Source organism: Actinopolymorpha sp. B9G3 (assembly GCF_040120725.1).
Classification (GTDB): domain Bacteria; phylum Actinomycetota; class Actinomycetes; order Propionibacteriales; family Actinopolymorphaceae; genus Thermasporomyces.
Window position 1 is genome coordinate 143,855 of record NZ_JBEEAB010000011.1, and the last position, 14,609, is coordinate 158,463.

At 69.8% G+C, this 14,609-nt stretch carries 12 protein-coding genes; 10 read left to right on the forward strand and 2 right to left on the reverse strand.

Translation table 11 applies throughout. The features are described 5' to 3' along the window. Positions 1-128: 128 nt before the first annotated feature. Genes ABNF93_RS20020 through ABNF93_RS20030 form a run of 3 tightly spaced genes read left to right on the forward strand, consistent with a single transcriptional unit; the run spans position 129 to position 3,936 of the window. A complete protein-coding gene (locus ABNF93_RS20020) occupies positions 129-1,703 on the forward strand; it encodes a sugar ABC transporter ATP-binding protein (protein WP_349329627.1) in 1,575 nt (524 codons plus the stop codon). After that, entirely contained in the window at positions 1,700-2,863 is a 1,164-nt protein-coding gene (locus ABNF93_RS20025) for an ABC transporter permease (protein WP_349329628.1), read from the forward strand. Before ABNF93_RS20020 ends, ABNF93_RS20025 begins: the two co-directional genes overlap by 4 nt. Continuing rightward, positions 2,860-3,936, forward strand: a complete 1,077-nt coding sequence (locus ABNF93_RS20030) for a substrate-binding domain-containing protein (protein WP_349329629.1) — start codon at positions 2,860-2,862, stop codon at positions 3,934-3,936. The genes ABNF93_RS20025 and ABNF93_RS20030 overlap by 4 nt, the downstream gene beginning before the upstream one ends. 113 nt (positions 3,937-4,049) lie before the next feature. Here the strand turns inward: ABNF93_RS20030 and ABNF93_RS20035 are convergent, their stop codons facing one another. Further along, positions 4,050-5,831 carry an MFS transporter gene (locus ABNF93_RS20035; RefSeq protein WP_349329630.1) on the reverse strand — a complete coding sequence of 594 codons (1,782 nt, stop codon included), beginning with the start codon at positions 5,829-5,831 and terminating at the stop codon, positions 4,050-4,052. 217 nt (positions 5,832-6,048) lie between these two features. On the opposite strand from ABNF93_RS20035, the gene ABNF93_RS20040 reads away from it, so the two are divergent. Beyond that, on the forward strand, positions 6,049-6,852 hold the full coding sequence (locus ABNF93_RS20040; RefSeq protein WP_349329631.1) for a DUF3027 domain-containing protein: 804 nt from the start codon (positions 6,049-6,051) through the stop codon (positions 6,850-6,852). On the opposite strand, the gene ABNF93_RS20045 is transcribed toward ABNF93_RS20040, so the two are convergent. Next, positions 6,816-7,148, reverse strand: a complete 333-nt coding sequence (locus ABNF93_RS20045; protein WP_502877596.1) for a DUF2530 domain-containing protein — start codon at positions 7,146-7,148, stop codon at positions 6,816-6,818. The genes ABNF93_RS20040 and ABNF93_RS20045 overlap by 37 nt on opposite strands. Positions 7,149-7,371: 223 nt before the next feature. On the opposite strand from ABNF93_RS20045, the gene ABNF93_RS20050 reads away from it, so the two are divergent. The 6 genes from ABNF93_RS20050 to ABNF93_RS20075 all read left to right on the forward strand — a co-directional run bounded on the left by ABNF93_RS20050 (position 7,372) and on the right by ABNF93_RS20075 (position 14,609). Further along, positions 7,372-8,856, forward strand: coding sequence for an NCS2 family permease (locus ABNF93_RS20050; protein ID WP_349329632.1), 1,485 nt, complete (start codon positions 7,372-7,374; stop codon positions 8,854-8,856). Positions 8,857-9,788: 932 nt separating this feature from the next. Further along, positions 9,789-10,169, forward strand: a complete 381-nt coding sequence (locus tag ABNF93_RS20055) for a MarR family winged helix-turn-helix transcriptional regulator (RefSeq protein ID WP_349329633.1) — start codon at positions 9,789-9,791, stop codon at positions 10,167-10,169. Positions 10,170-10,174: 5 nt separating this feature from the next. Continuing rightward, positions 10,175-11,938 carry an MFS transporter gene (locus tag ABNF93_RS20060; protein ID WP_349329740.1) on the forward strand — a complete coding sequence of 588 codons (1,764 nt, stop codon included), beginning with the start codon at positions 10,175-10,177 and terminating at the stop codon, positions 11,936-11,938. Continuing rightward, the gene (locus tag ABNF93_RS20065; RefSeq protein WP_349329634.1) at positions 11,872-12,117 is read left to right on the forward strand and encodes a maleylpyruvate isomerase N-terminal domain-containing protein; all 246 of its coding nucleotides are present in this window, start codon (positions 11,872-11,874) and stop codon (positions 12,115-12,117) included. The genes ABNF93_RS20060 and ABNF93_RS20065 overlap by 67 nt, the downstream gene beginning before the upstream one ends. Positions 12,118-12,128: 11 nt before the next feature. Beyond that, the gene (thpR, locus tag ABNF93_RS20070) at positions 12,129-12,716 is read left to right on the forward strand and encodes an RNA 2',3'-cyclic phosphodiesterase (RefSeq protein ID WP_349329636.1); all 588 of its coding nucleotides are present in this window, start codon (positions 12,129-12,131) and stop codon (positions 12,714-12,716) included. A 237-nt stretch (positions 12,717-12,953) separates the two neighbouring features. Next, positions 12,954-14,609 carry a molybdopterin-dependent oxidoreductase gene (locus ABNF93_RS20075; protein ID WP_349329637.1) on the forward strand — a complete coding sequence of 552 codons (1,656 nt, stop codon included), beginning with the start codon at positions 12,954-12,956 and terminating at the stop codon, positions 14,607-14,609.

Sequence of the window (14,609 nt, forward strand, 5' to 3'; positions counted from 1 at the left end):
ACTGATACGCGTCACCGCCGGCCCGCAACTTTCGCCGCTCTCCTGTCATCGATCACGGCTACGCCTCCGGCCCGCAGGAGCACTAAGGTGCGGGGAAGCGTTTCCCAGACGGGAGGTGGGACGAGACGGTGAGCGGGACCACGAACGGGGGGACGACGCATCCGTTGCTGCGGCTCACCGGCATCGTCAAGGCGTTCCCCGGCGTACGCGCACTCGACGGCGTCGACCTCGAGGTCCAGGCCGGCGAGGTGCACTGCCTGCTCGGCCAGAACGGTGCCGGCAAGTCCACCCTCATCAAGGTCCTCTCCGGCGCACACCAGCCGGACGCCGGTGAGATCGAGTGGCGGGGCGACCACCTCACCCTTCCGACTCCGCAGGCGGCGATGAAACGCGGTGTCGCCGCGATCTACCAGGAACTCGACCTCGTAGACGGCCTGTCCGTCGCGGAGAACGTCTACCTCGGCCACGAACCCCGCACGTTCGGCGTACCCCACCGGCAGGCGATGTGGCGGCACACCACCGAGCTACTGGCTCGCCTCGGCCACGCCGAGATCCCGCCCACGCAGGAAGTCGGCACCCTGTCGTCGGCCGGCAAGCAGATCGTCTCGATCGCCCGGGCGCTCTCCCACGACGCCCGGCTGCTCATCATGGACGAGCCGTCCGCGGTACTCGCGGGCGACGAGACCACCAACCTGTTCCGGGTGATCCGCGACCTGTCCGCCGACGGCGTCGCGGTGGTCTACATCTCCCACCGGCTGGAGGAGATCCGCGAGATCGGCGACCGGATCACCGTGCTCAAGGACGGCCGAACGGTCGCCCGCAACCTTCCCGCCCGCACCACGCCGACCCCCGATCTCGTCCGGCTGATGACCGGCCGCCAGGTGGAGTACGTGTTTCCCCCGGCGACGAGCCGTGACTTCGGCGCAGAACTGCTGCGGGTCGAAGGGCTGACCCGGCGCGGCGAGTTCCGCGACGTGACGTTCAGCGTGCGTGCCGGCGAGGTCGTCGGCATCGCCGGCCTCGTGGGCGCCGGCCGGTCCGAGCTGCTCGAGACGGTCTACGGCCGACGACGCCCCGACGTGGGCCGTGTCCTCGTCGACGGCAGGCCGCTGCGGAGGGGGTCCGTCGGCGCCGCCGTGCGCGTCGGGCTCGGCCTCGCTCCGGAGGAACGCAAGAGCCAGGCGCTCATCCTCGACCAGCCGGTCTCCCACAACGTCACGCTGGCGACGCTGCGCCGGTTCTCGACGTTCGGGCTGCTCCGCCGCGGCCGCGAGCACGCCGAGGCGACCCGGGTGACGCGCTCGCTCGACGTACGGCCGGACGACGTACGCCGTCCGATGCGTACCCTCTCCGGCGGCAACCAGCAGAAGACCGTCGTCGGCCGCTGGCTCCTCGGCGGCAGCCGGTTGCTGCTGCTCGACGAGCCGACCCGTGGGGTCGACGTCGGCGCGCGGGCCGAGCTGTACGCACTGATCCGCAGGCTGGCGGCCGACGGCGTAGGCGTACTCCTGGTCTCCAGCGAAGTGCCGGAGGTGCTCGGCCTCGCCGACCGGGTCCTGCTGCTCAAGGACGGCGGCATCGTGCACGAGGGCCGGGCGGCCGACCTCGACGAGCACCAGGTGCTCGACACCCTCATGGAGGGCCGAGTCGCCACCAGCGGCACCGCGATCGGAGGAGGAGGAGGAGGAGGAGGAGCGGTGTGAGCGACCAGACCGGTACAGGAGCAGGCGCAGGCACGGACGCGGGCACCACGCGCGAACCCGGCGGAAGCACGCCGTCCGTGACCGCGCCACCCACCAGCGAGCAGTCGCGGGTGGAGGCGGCGGCCGCAGCGACCGGCGCGGCCACCGCGGGCACCGTGGGCGGGCTCGCCATGGGGACGCTCGTGCGGCACGCAGGTCTCGTCGTCGTCCTCGTCGTCCTCGCGATCGTCGGCATGATCACGTCGCCCGAGACGTTCGGCACCCAGTCCAACATCAACACGATCCTCACCAACGCCTCGGTGATCGGCGTCGTCACGGTCGGCATGACGTTCGTCATCATCGGCGGCGGGATCGACCTGTCCGTGGGCGCGATCATGGCGCTCGCCTCGGTGTGGTGCACGACCCTCGCCACCCAGTCCTACGGCCCCGGCGTCATGATCATGTGCGCGCTGCTCGTCGGCACGGGCACGGGAATCGTCAACGGCCTGCTGATCGCGTACGGCCGAATCGTGCCGTTCATCATGACCCTCGCGATGATGGCGAGCGCGCGGGGTCTCGCCGAGCAGCTGTCGTCGAAGCAGACGCAGGTGAGCCGGGTCGAGTTCGTCAACGACATCGCCCGCTCGGACGTGGTGGGGATCCCCGTCCTGGTGATCATCCTGGCGGTCGTCGTGGCCGCCGGATGGCTGCTGCTCGAGCGCACGACATTCGGCCGGCGCACGGTCGCGATCGGCGGCAACCCCGAGGCCTCGCGGCTTGCCGGCATCGACGTCCGCCGGCACACCGTCCTGCTCTACGCCCTGTCCGGCTTCTGCTGCGGCATCGCGGCCATCATGATCGTCTCGCAGACGACGGCCGGCTCCAGCACCCACGGGAACCTCTACGAGCTCGACGCCATCGCCGCCGCGATCATCGGCGGCACCCTGCTGACCGGTGGGCGGGGCACGATCATCGGCTCGCTGCTCGGCGTCCTCGTCTTCACCGTGATCACCAACCTCTTCATCCACAACAACCTGCCGACCGAGATCCAGAACATCGCCAAGGGCGCGATCATCGTCGGCGCCGCGCTGACCCAGGTCGTACGCCGGGGTTCCTGGTCCCCTGACCGGCCAGGCGTCCGTCCGTCCTCAGTGCTCCCCACCCACAGGAGATGGTCATGAACCGACAGCAGGATCCCGACCGGTCCGACCTCGGCCGCCGACAGCTCTTCCTCGGCGCGGCGGTCGTCGCCGGCGGTGCGGTGGTCGCCGGATGCACGTCGAACGAGCCGCAGGACGTCGGCACCGACAACCGGGCCGAGTCGGCCCCCAAGCCCGCCGCCGACAAGCCCGGCAAGCCGGTGACGATCGGCTTCTCCGCACCCGCCGCCGACCACGGCTGGATCGCGGCCATCACCGCCAACGCCGACAGCCAGGCCAAGTCCTACTCCGAGGTGACGCTGGAGAAGGTGGAGGCCACCAACGACATCGCGAAGCAGATCGCCGCCGTCGAGACGCTGATCAACAAGAAGGTCGACGCGCTCGTCATCCTCCCCAACGACGGCAAGCAGCTCACCGCGGTCGCGCAGAAGGCCACGGACGCGGGCATCCCGGTCATCAACCTCGACCGGATCTTCGACACTCCGCTGTCGTACCGCTGCTGGATCGGTGGCGACAACTACGGCATGGGCGTCGCCGCCGCCAACTTCATCGTCGAACGCCTCGAGGCCGACGGCACGTCCAACCCCGTCATCGCCGAGATCGCCGGCATCGACTCCCTGCCGCTCACCCAGGAGCGCAGCCAGGGCTTCAAGGACGCGCTCGCCAAGGCCGGCCTCGAGGTGAAGAACCGCGTCGCTGCCGACTTCACCGTCCCGGGCGGCCAGCGCGTCACGTCCAACCTCCTCCAGGCGGCACCGAAGATCGACGCCATCTGGAACCACGACGACGACCAGGGCATCGGTGTCCTCGCGGCGATCGACCAGGCCAACCGTGACGAGTTCTTCATGGTCGGTGGCGCCGGCTCCACCGACATGATGGAACGCATCAAGGCCGACGACACCGTGGTCAAGTGCACCGTGACCTACAACCCCTCGATGGCGTCGTCGGCGGTGTCACTGGCCCGGCTGGTCGCCCAGGGCAAGGGCATGAGTGACCTGGTGGAGAACGAGATCCCGAAGATGATCACCCTGGCGTCGGCGACCATCACCAAGGAGAACGTCGACGACTACCTCGAGCTCGGCTTCCGTTCCTGACCGGGTTCCGTACCTGACCGGCATGTCCAGCCGGCCCGCGAGTTGTTGGAGGTTGGTCGGCTTCTATGCCGACCAACCTCCAGCAACTCGGGCGGGGAAGGGTCCGGCGGTGATCAGCGGGCGGGTGGTTCGGCGGGCTGCGGCACCCGTTCAGGTTCCCGCTTGGATGCCGGACCCCACGCCACGACCAGACCGACAGCGAGCCCGAACGCACACAACCCCAGCCCCAGCCCGGGAATGAGCGGAAGGACGATTCCCAGGCCGCCGCCGATCACCCAGGACAGCTGGAGCAACGTCTCCGACCGGGCGAACACGCTCGTCCTTACATGTTCGGGCACCTCGCTCTGGATCAACGCGTCGAGTGAGAGCTTGCCCACCTGTTGGGCGAAGCCCGCCACGAACGCCAGGACCGCGACGGTCGCCAGTCCGTACACGATCGCCGTGAGGCAGGCCGCGAGCGCAGCGGTCCCCAACAGCACGCGGATGACGATCTCGGACCGCCGCGCCCTCGCCAGCGCGCCCAGCGCCGTGCCACAGAGGTTTCCCGCCCCCGCCGCACCGGCGATCACCGCCACCTGCAGGGTCACCGGATACCCCACCAGCGGGAACTCGCGGAGCAGGAACGCCATGAAGATCAACAAGAAGCCGGTGAACGCACGGAACGCGGCGTTCGCCCGCAACGCCAGGACAACGACGGTGGGGACCCTACGGCTGCGCAGCATCCGGCCGATCTCAGCGAACCGCAGGTGACCCTCACCCTCCGCCGAGTCGACCCGCGGTGGCAGCAGGATCGCCATCAGCGTGCCCACGGTGAAGATCAGGAACGCCAGCCGTAACGGCCACGCGGGCCCGAAGAACGCAAGACCGCCCGCACCCGCGGCCGCGATCCCGGCGAAGATCGCGCCGCCGAGGGAGATCCGGGAGTTGGCGGTCACCAACGCGACGTCGGGTGGCAGCAGGCGGGGTACGGCTGCCGCCCGGCTGACATTGTGTGCCTTCGAGGCGACCAGACAGCCGAAGACGAGGGGATAGAGCCACAGCTCTCCCGTCGCCACCCCACCGGCCATCACCCAGCAGAAGAACGCCCGGATCGCCATCGTCGACCCGAGCGCCCAGCGCCGTCCGCGACGGAACCGGTCGAGGAACGGACCGATCAGCGGGGCGATCAGGACGAACGGTGCCATCGTGACAAGGAGGTAGAGCGCGACCCGGCCCCTGGCCTCGCCGACGGGTACGGCGAAGAAGAGTGTGCCGGCGAGGCCGATCGCCATGGCCGCGTCGCCGCCGGCGTGGACGGAGTTGAGCTCGATCAACTTGGCGAGCCCGGACTCGCCCATGCCCTGCGCGTGGGTCACCCTGCGTACGCCACCGACGACGGCGCTCGCGCCGCGGGACACCACCCGGCCGACGCCGCTGGTGCCGGTGGCGACGGAGTGGCCGGCCTGCGCGAACCAGCCGGTGGGTCCGACAGCCGTCCGGACGACAGTGGGGTCGTCTGGCCGGGCGCGGGCGCGGTACTCGGTCGGCGCGTCCGGATCGCCCCGGCTCCCAGGATGCCGCTCGGTCGGCGCGTCCGGATCGCCTGCCGAGAGCCGGCTCGTCCGGCGCTGGGCGGGCGCATCCGACCCTCCTGCCGCGGACCGCCTTGACCGCCGCTCGGTGGGCGCGTCGGGATCACCTCTGCCGGGTCGGGGTCTGCGTACCGTCGGCGCGTCCGCGTGGACAACCTGCCGCGTCGGGTCGTTGGCAGTCGACCCGCCGGACAGAAGTGGACCTCTGCCCGCATTCCGCCGTGCCGCCGCCCTGCGCCCAGGCGGCCCGAGCGGGCGGCCCGGGTGGGCGTCGCCGCCGACGGGATCGCCCCCTGGGCGTCGCTGGCGGTCGTCAGGCTCCACCCTCATATCCTGCCTGGGCCCATGTACCGGCGTCTCGCCCTCTCCGCTGCCCGGGCCAACGCCATGCTGCCCGGGCCAACGCCATGCTGCCCGGGCCAACGCCATGCTGCCCGGGCCAACGCCATCCACGCCCGATCGAAACACCTGCACGACATGCCATGCGACGGCCGGCGGGCCCGGCGCGACGCCGGGCGCCCGCGTGGGAGAATCGGCACTTGTGAGGGCAACCACGCGGCGCACCAGCCGACCGACGCGCACCGATGCCGTCTGTGCGGCAGCCGTGGACGAGGCGCGCGCAGCTGCAGCGGAAGTGGCGGACACCGAGACACTCGGCGCCTACCTCGGCTGTGATGCCGACGACGAGCGGGTCGTCACCCATTACTTCGCATGCGGCAACCCCGGCTACATCGGCTGGCGCTGGGCGGTGACCGTGACGCGGGCACCCCGCAGCCGGACCGTCACCGTCGACGAGGTTGTCCTGCTTCCCGGGCCCGACGCGGTGCTGGCTCCCGCCTGGGTGCCCTGGACCGAACGGATCGAAGCCGGCGACCTCGGACCCGGTGACCTGCTCCCGACTGCGCCCGACGACCCACGCCTCGCCCCTGGCTACACCGGCGCCGACGAGACGCCGGAGGCAGAGGCACTGCGGAGGATCAGCGACGAGCTGGGGTTGGGCCGGATCCGTGTCCTCTCCCTCGAGGGTCGCGACGACGCGGCCGAACGGTGGTACGAAGGTGCGCCCGGGCCGAGCAACCCGATCGCGCAGGCCGCACCCGCCCAGTGTGCGACGTGCGGCTTCCTCGTACGCCTCGCTGGTCCGCTCGGCAAGGCGTTCGGCGTCTGCGCCAACGAGTTCTCACCGAGCGACGGCGAGGTCGTCGCCTTCGACCACGGGTGTGGCGCCCACTCCGAGGCGGTGTCGCCGGCCGCTGCTGCCGCGCTGACACCGGCTGAAGGTCCGGAGCACGTGCTCGACACGCTGACCTACGACGACACCGACCTCGATCTCGACCGCGGCTGACCGTTGGCACCGGCTCGCCGCAGCCTTGCCCTGCGGTAGACGCAGTAGCCGACGCCGAGTAGACCGAGGATCACGCCGGTGAGGCAGGTCCAGAGCCACCAGTCGGCGCCCGCCTCCCGTAGCCGGTCGGTGAAGGGCAGGAGGGCGAGCAGACCCACCGCCCAGGCAACCGTCCCCACGATGACCGCGCGGACGCCGTCGACATCGACCGGCTCGATGTCGGCCTGCTCCAACAGAGAGCGGTGATGCCGGGCGTTCCGGATCATCCGTTCCTGGCGATCCACGTCCCGGTTCACGGTTCCGAGCGTAACGCGCACATTGCCGGCATCGGTCCTCCTGCCGGAGGACATCGCCGCTCTCGCGCTCGTCCTGTTCGCCAGAAACGTTGCGACGGTGAACCTGTCCGTCATCCGTGGCATGATCCGACACGCCGGGCGCACGGCCGGCGCTGCGGGCAGTCCCGCAGCCCGGGCATGGCGCGGCCCCGGCGCCCATCGAGACTCGAGGAAGGAACCCGCGATGGTCGGTTCGGACACGCGGACCGTGGCCCGGGGGCGCAGCACCCGGATGCTCGACGGCTACTTCAAGATCTCCGCGCGCGGTTCGACGGTGGGCCGCGAGGTGCGCGGCGGGATCGTGACGTTCTTCGCGATGGCGTACATCATCGCCCTCAACCCCCTGATCATCGGCACCGCGCAGGACGCCGACGGGCAGTTCCTCGGCGGTGGCGACCAGCCGAACATCGCGATGGTCGCGGCGGCGACCGCCCTGGTCGCCGGCGTCGTCACGATCCTCATGGGCGCCGTGGCCAACTACCCACTCGCGCTGGCCACCGGGCTGGGCCTGAACGCGTTCGTGGCGTTCGGGATCGCGAGCCAGATGACCTGGGCCGACGCGATGGGTCTCATCGTCCTGGAGGGCCTGATCATCCTGGTCCTCGTCCTCACCGGGTTCCGCAAGGCCGTCTTCAACGCCGTACCCCGGGAGCTCAAGACCGCCATCAGCGTCGGCATCGGTCTCTTCATCGCCCTGATCGGCTTCGTCGACGCCGGGTTCGTACGCCGAACCGCCAACCCACCGGTGCCGGTGCAGTTCGGAGTGGACGGATTCCTCGACGGCTGGCCGGTGCTCGTCTTCGTCGTCGGGCTGATCGCGACCATGGTGCTCGTCATGCGGAAGGTCAGGGGCGCGATCCTCTTCGGCATCATCGGCGCCACCATCCTCGCCATCGTGATCGAGGCAATCGCCAAGGTCGGTCCGGCCGGGCCGGGTTACGAGACCAACCCGACGGGCTGGGGCCTGAACGTCCCGCGCCTGCCGGAGACCTGGTTCCAGGTGCCGGACTTCTCGTTGCTGGGTTCGTTCAGCCTGCTGGGTTCGTTCGAGCGGGTGGGGATCGTCGCCGCACTCCTGCTCGTCTTCACGCTGATGCTTGCCGACTTCTTCGACACGATGGGCACGATGACGGCCATCGGCGCCGAGGCGGGGCTCCTGGACGCCAAGGGCACGCCGCCACAGAGCCAGCGCATTCTCGCCGTCGACTCCATCGCCGCCGCGGCGGGCGGTGCGGCCGGTGTGTCGTCCAACACGTCGTACATCGAATCCGCCGCCGGCGTCGGCGAAGGTGCCCGCACCGGACTCGCGAGCATCGTCACGGGCGTGTGCTTCCTGCTGGCCACGGTGCTCGCGCCTCTTGTCGAGGTCATCCCCTACGAAGCGGCGACGCCGGCGCTGGTGGTCGTCGGGTTCCTGATGATGGTGCGGGTCACCGAGATCTCCTGGAACCAGTTGGACATCGCCATTCCGGCATTCCTCACCATCGTGTTGATGCCGTTCACCTATTCGATCAGTGTCGGAATCGGCGCCGGGTTCGTGACGTACGTCATCCTCCGCGCGGCGCGCGGGAAGGCCCGCGACATCCATCCGTTGCTGTGGATCGTGGCAGCGTTGTTCGTGGTGTACTTCGCGATCGACCCGATCCGCCAGCTCCTCGGCCTTTCCTGACCGAGCGCTGATCACCGGATCGTCCACCGCACGAACGGCGACCCGTCGACCGAGCCGAGGCCCTCCGAGCCCCGATCGTGCCTGCGCCGCACTCTGTGATCATGATCGTGATCACGAAAGCTTGGCGTACGCCTAGCCCCGTTTCGCTTCATGATCCGGTTTCCCTTCATGATCTCTGGCTGGATGATCTCGCCATCTGGTGATCATGAAGCTGGTCCGTGCGCCAATGACACCGTGCGGAGTATCACCGTGCGGCAACGCCAACAGCGCGGGGCAGTCCCAGCGCGGGGCAGTCCAGTGCCAACGCGCGACAGTGCCAACGCGCGACAGTGCCAACGCGCGACAGTGCCAACGCGCGACAGTGCCAACGCGCGACAGTGCCAACGCGGGGCAGTGCCAACGCGGGGCAGTGCCAACGCGGGGCGAACGTGGTTCGAGGTTGGACCGTGCGGCGACGCCACGATCCCGCAACCCCGCAGCGATGTCCGCGCGGAGAGGACGGGGTACGGCAACGACGGCGGGCGCCGAGAGCGGCGGGTGGCCACGACGACGCGCCGTGCGGCAAGGGCGACGGGCAGCAAGTGCGGTGCGCCGTGCCGCAAGGGCGACGCGGCGGGCGGCAAGGGGAGCGCGGCTGGAGGCTACTGGCGAGTGGCGACTGCGCGGGGCCTGACCGTGCCACGACCCGCTCAGTTCCACCATGTCGGCGGCCTCCGACCCTGAAATTCGTGAAGCCAAACCGGACCATGAAGCGAAACGGGGCTATGCGTACGCCAAGCTTTCATGATCACGATCATGATCACGGGGAGGCGCGAGGAGATGACGTTCGTTGGTCGTTAGCAAGGGTAATGAGGTACGCTAACGGTATGCCGTCATCAACCATGCCCGTCCGATCTGAGGCGGGCCTCGCAAGTGCGCTCCGAATATCCGTGATGCGGCTGTCCCGTCGCCTCCGCAACCAGCGGGCGGCAGATCACCAGCTCTCGGCCAACCAGCTCGGTGTCATGGCGACGCTGAATCGTCATGGTGTGTTGACGATTGGCGAGATCGCCGGATTCGAGAAGGTGCGTCCCCCGTCGACGACACGCACTGTGACCTCACTCGAGGAGCTGGGACTGGTGGTGCGCGAGCCGCACCCCACCGATCGCCGTCAAGTGCTCGTACGCCTGGCCGACGAAGGACGCCGCATCCTCGCCGAAGACCGCAAACGCCGCGACGCGTGGCTCGCCCGCCGGTTACACGAACTGCCCCCTGAAGAAAAAGAGATCCTGCGCTCGGCGGCGCCGATCTTGGAGAGGCTGGCTGCGTCGTGAGAGCGATGTTCCGCTCACTACGGAACCGCAACTATCGCTACTTCGCAGCAGGGTCACTCGTCGCCAACGTCGGCACTTGGCTGCAGCGTGTCGCTCAGGACTGGCTCGTCCTGCAGCTGACCGCGGGCAGCGGTGTCGCCCTGGGCATCACGACCGGGTTGCAGTTCCTTCCGTTCCTTCTCCTCGCCCCGTTCGGTGGACTGATCGCCGACCGGTTCGCCAAACGCAAGGTGCTCCAGTGCACCCAGCTCGGCATGGCGCTCGCCGCTGCCGCACTCGCCGTCCTCGATCTCACCGGCGTCGTCGAGGTCTGGCACGTCTACCTGCTGTCGTTCCTCTTCGGCGTCGCGGGGGCGATCGACCATCCGGCCCGCCAGGCGTTCGTGGTCGAGATGGTCGGCAAGGACGACCTGCCCAACGCTGTCGGGCTCAACTCGGCATCGTTCAACGCCGCCCGGGTCATCGGCCCGGCGATGGCCGGTCTGCTGATCATGTTCGTCGGTACCGGCTGGGTCATCCTGCTCAACGCGCTCAGCTACGGCGCGACGATCTTCGCATTGGCCAAGATGCGGGCGGGCGAGTTGCACAGTCCCACACCGGTACCCCGGAAGCCGGGGATGCTGGTCGACGGCCTGCGGTACGTACGAAACCGTCCGGACCTCGTTCTCGTCCTCGCGGTCGTCTTCTTCGTCGGCTGCTTCGGGCTCAACTTCCAGCTGACCAGTGCCCTGATGGCGACCGAGACCTTCGGCAAGGGTGCGGGCGAGTACGGCATCCTCGGCTCGGCGATGGCCATCGGCGCCGTCATCGGAGCCCTGGGCGCTGCCCGGCGGGGAAGCCCGCGGATGCGGCTCGTCATCTACTCGGCGGTGATCTTCGGGGCGATGGAGATCATCGCCGGCCTGCTTCCGACGTACATCAGTTTCGCGGTGTCCATGCCCCTGCTCGGCTTCGTCCAACTCACCCTGATCACCGCGACCAACGCGATGATGCAGCTGACCGTGGCGCCGGAGATGCGGGGCCGGGTGCTCGCGCTCTACGGCATGGTCTTCATCGGCAGCAAGCCGCTCGGGTCACCCGTCCTCGGATGGCTCGGTGAGGTCCTGGGTGCCCGGTGGACGCTGATCGGTGGCGGGGTCGCGAGCCTGCTCGGCACACTGCTCGCCGGCTACGTCGTACTCCGCTGGCAGCGGATGAAGCTCCGGCCGCACCTGCGGCCCCGCCCGTACATCGAGGTGGTGACTGCCGCGCGACCGTCGGCGAGTGAGCCGGTACGCATCCCTACGCCGGACGCCGCCGATGCGTCAACGGAGACCGCGTCAACGGAGACCGGGGTCCCGGACGTCTCAGCGCCAGACGTTCCCACACCGGACGTCTCAGCGCCAGACGTTCCCACACCGGACGTCACGACGCCGGAGATCCCCGCGCAGGTCCGGGCAGCAGATGCCGGGGCGACCACCTGGTCGGTCTCTCTCCCGCCGACTCGCGAAGGGACCGACCGGGACACAGTCGTCCGGTCGGCTCCCCGGCCGGTCCCGCACCGGCCACCGGCTGCAGCCGAGGGTCGGATGCGACTGGACGGCAGCACCCGGGACCACGACCCGAAACCAGGCGACGTGTCGACGCCTGGTGAGAAGGTGTCGACATGCAACCAGCCCGCTATCTCGCGGCACTCGAAGCCGACGCCACACGACTCCTCGACGTGGCGGACAAGGGACTTGCCGCGCCGGTTCCGTCGTGCCCGGCCTGGACGGTCGAAGACGTCGTAAACCACCTGACCGACGGCTACCCGCACAAGGTGGAGTACAACGCGGAGTCGGCTCATGACGTCGCCACACCGGCCGACCCCGTGCTCGCCACCGATGGCGTGGACGAGGTGCTCACGCTCGCCGGGGATCAGGGGGCGGTGGCGGCCTCGCGGAGGCGGCTCGCCCTGGCCACCCCGTAGGCAGTGTCGGCATGAGACTGTTCGTCGCCGTGGTCCTGCCCGAGCCCGTCCTCGACGATCTCGGCGTCGCCATGGACCATGCCCGTGCCCTGGCAGGTGCGGACACGAGACTGCGATGGACGATCCGCGCCCAGTGGCATCTGACCCTCGCGTTCCTGGGGGAGGTCGATGCCGGCGTCCTACCGGAGTTGGAGCGTCGGCTCGCCCGCGCGTCGGCTCGGTACGAACCGATGCGCCTCGCGGTCGAGGGGGGCGGCGCGTTCGGCTCGGTGCGAAAGGCACGGGTGCTGTGGGCTGGCATCAACGGTGACGTCGAACGCCTGCGACAGCTCGCCGGGTCGGTCTCGGCGGCCGCGCGGCGCGCCGGCATCGACGTCGCGGAGGGCAGGTTCCGCCCGCACGTCACGCTGGCGAGGCTGCGTGAGCCCATCGACGTCGGCGACCAGGTGCGATGGTGGTCGACCTATGCGGGTCCGCCCTGGCTGGCCACCCGGATCGATCTCGTCCGTTCCCACCCCGAGGTCGGCGCGGGAGAGCGACCGCGGTACGAATCCCTGCGGGCATGGCCACTCGGACGGCCCGCTGGGGCCGCGGAGTAGCCTCCTTCGCGTGCATCCCAAATACCGGCGGCTCATCATTCCGGGGGTGCTGGTTCTGCTGATCGTGATCGTCGTCATCGCGGCGTTGAGCAACCGCTGAGACCCTCACGCTCCCAGCATCGCTTGACCTACCCCACCGGCCGCAAAGGGACAGAACGGCCGCGTGGTCATGACGGATCTGTGACGACTGGCGTCCAGGCGTACCGCTTCTTGTGACGCGCGAGCGATGATGCAGACGTGCAGACGCCGACACCTCGCTCCCGTGGCGCGCTCGCGGGCGTCCTCGCGGCGATGGCCGGACTCGCAGCCGCCGAGTTGGTCTCCGGCGCCCTCGGCATCCCCGACACACCTGTGGTCGCCGTCGGTGCGACGTTCATCGACGTGATCCCCACGCCGGTCCGGGAGTTCGGCATCGAACTTCTCGGCACGGCGGACAAGCCGGTCCTGATCGCCGGCATCGTCGCCGTACTCGCCGGTCTGGCCGCCTGGGCAGGGATCCTCGCCACGCGCTCGCGGGCAAAGGGAGTCGCGCTGCTCGGCGCCCTTGCACTGCTGGGCATCCTGGCCAGTGCGACGCGGCCGGGGTTCTCACCAGCGACCCTGATCCCGTCCGTCGTCGCCGGACTGGTCGCGGTCGCCGTCCTGGGCTGGTTGTTGAAGGTGTACGCCCGGACAGCCAACCGCTTCGCCCCGGCGACCACCGCCCCACCACCAGACAGCGCAGCCTCACCCCCGCCAGACTCCACAGCGCCTCCGACGGGCGCACCCGCTGAGGGCACCGTCACGACGTCGGCAAGCGGGAGGACACCCGAGTACGCACGCCAGGCTCGGCGCGATCTGTTGCGTACCGGCGGTCTCGTCGTCCTGGGATCAGTGGCCGCCACGGCCATCGGACGCGGGGTCGGCGGCGTCGCCAGCAACCGGGTGGCTGCCGAGGACGCGCGGACGGCCCTGCCGCTGCCGAAGATCCCGCCAGCGACGACACCAGCCGGTGCCGACCTGCGAGTGAGCGGCCTCACGCCGTGGCAGACGGCCAACGACACCTTCTACCGGATCGACACCGCCCTGAGCGTTCCCGTCATCGAGCCGGCGAACTGGCGGCTGCGCATCCACGGCATGGTCGACAGCCCGCTCGACCTCACCTTCCGCGACCTTCTGCGGCGCCGGATCGTGCACAGGTACGTCACCCTGACCTGTGTCAGCAACGAGGTGGGGGGCGACCTGGCGGGCAACGCCATGTGGACCGGCGTACCGCTGGCCGACATCCTCGCCGAAGTGGGCGTCAGTCCACGCGCGGACGCGGTGAAGTCGACCTCGGAGGACGGCTGGACCTGCGGCACACCGCTGGAGGCACTCACCGACGGCCGCGACTCGCTGCTGGCGTTCGCGATGAATGGCGCCGCGCTGCCGTTCGAGCATGGCTTCCCGGTACGTATGGTGGTGCCCGGCCTCTACGGCTTCGTGTCGGCGACGAAGTGGGTCGTCGACATCGAGGTGACCCGGTTCGACGAGTTCCGTGCGTACTGGACCGACCGTGGCTGGTCCGCGCAGGCCCCGATCAAGACGGCCTCACGGATCGACGTGCCACGTCCTGGCGCCACGGCCCAGGCGGGCGACGTCGTCGTCGCCGGTGTGGCGTGGGCACAGCACCGCGGGATCTCGAAGGTCGAGGTCCGGGTCGACGAGGGCCGCTGGGAGCGGGCGCGGCTGGCGGGCGAGCCGACGAACGACTCCTGGCGACAGTGGACCTGGACCTGGGACGCCGCGCCTGGCCGGCATCGGCTGCAGGTCCGCGCGACGGACGCGGCCGGCGAGACGCAGACCGCACAGGTCGCCCCGCCCGCGCCCGACGGCGCGACCGGTTGGCACACGGTCGACGTGGACGTCAGCTGA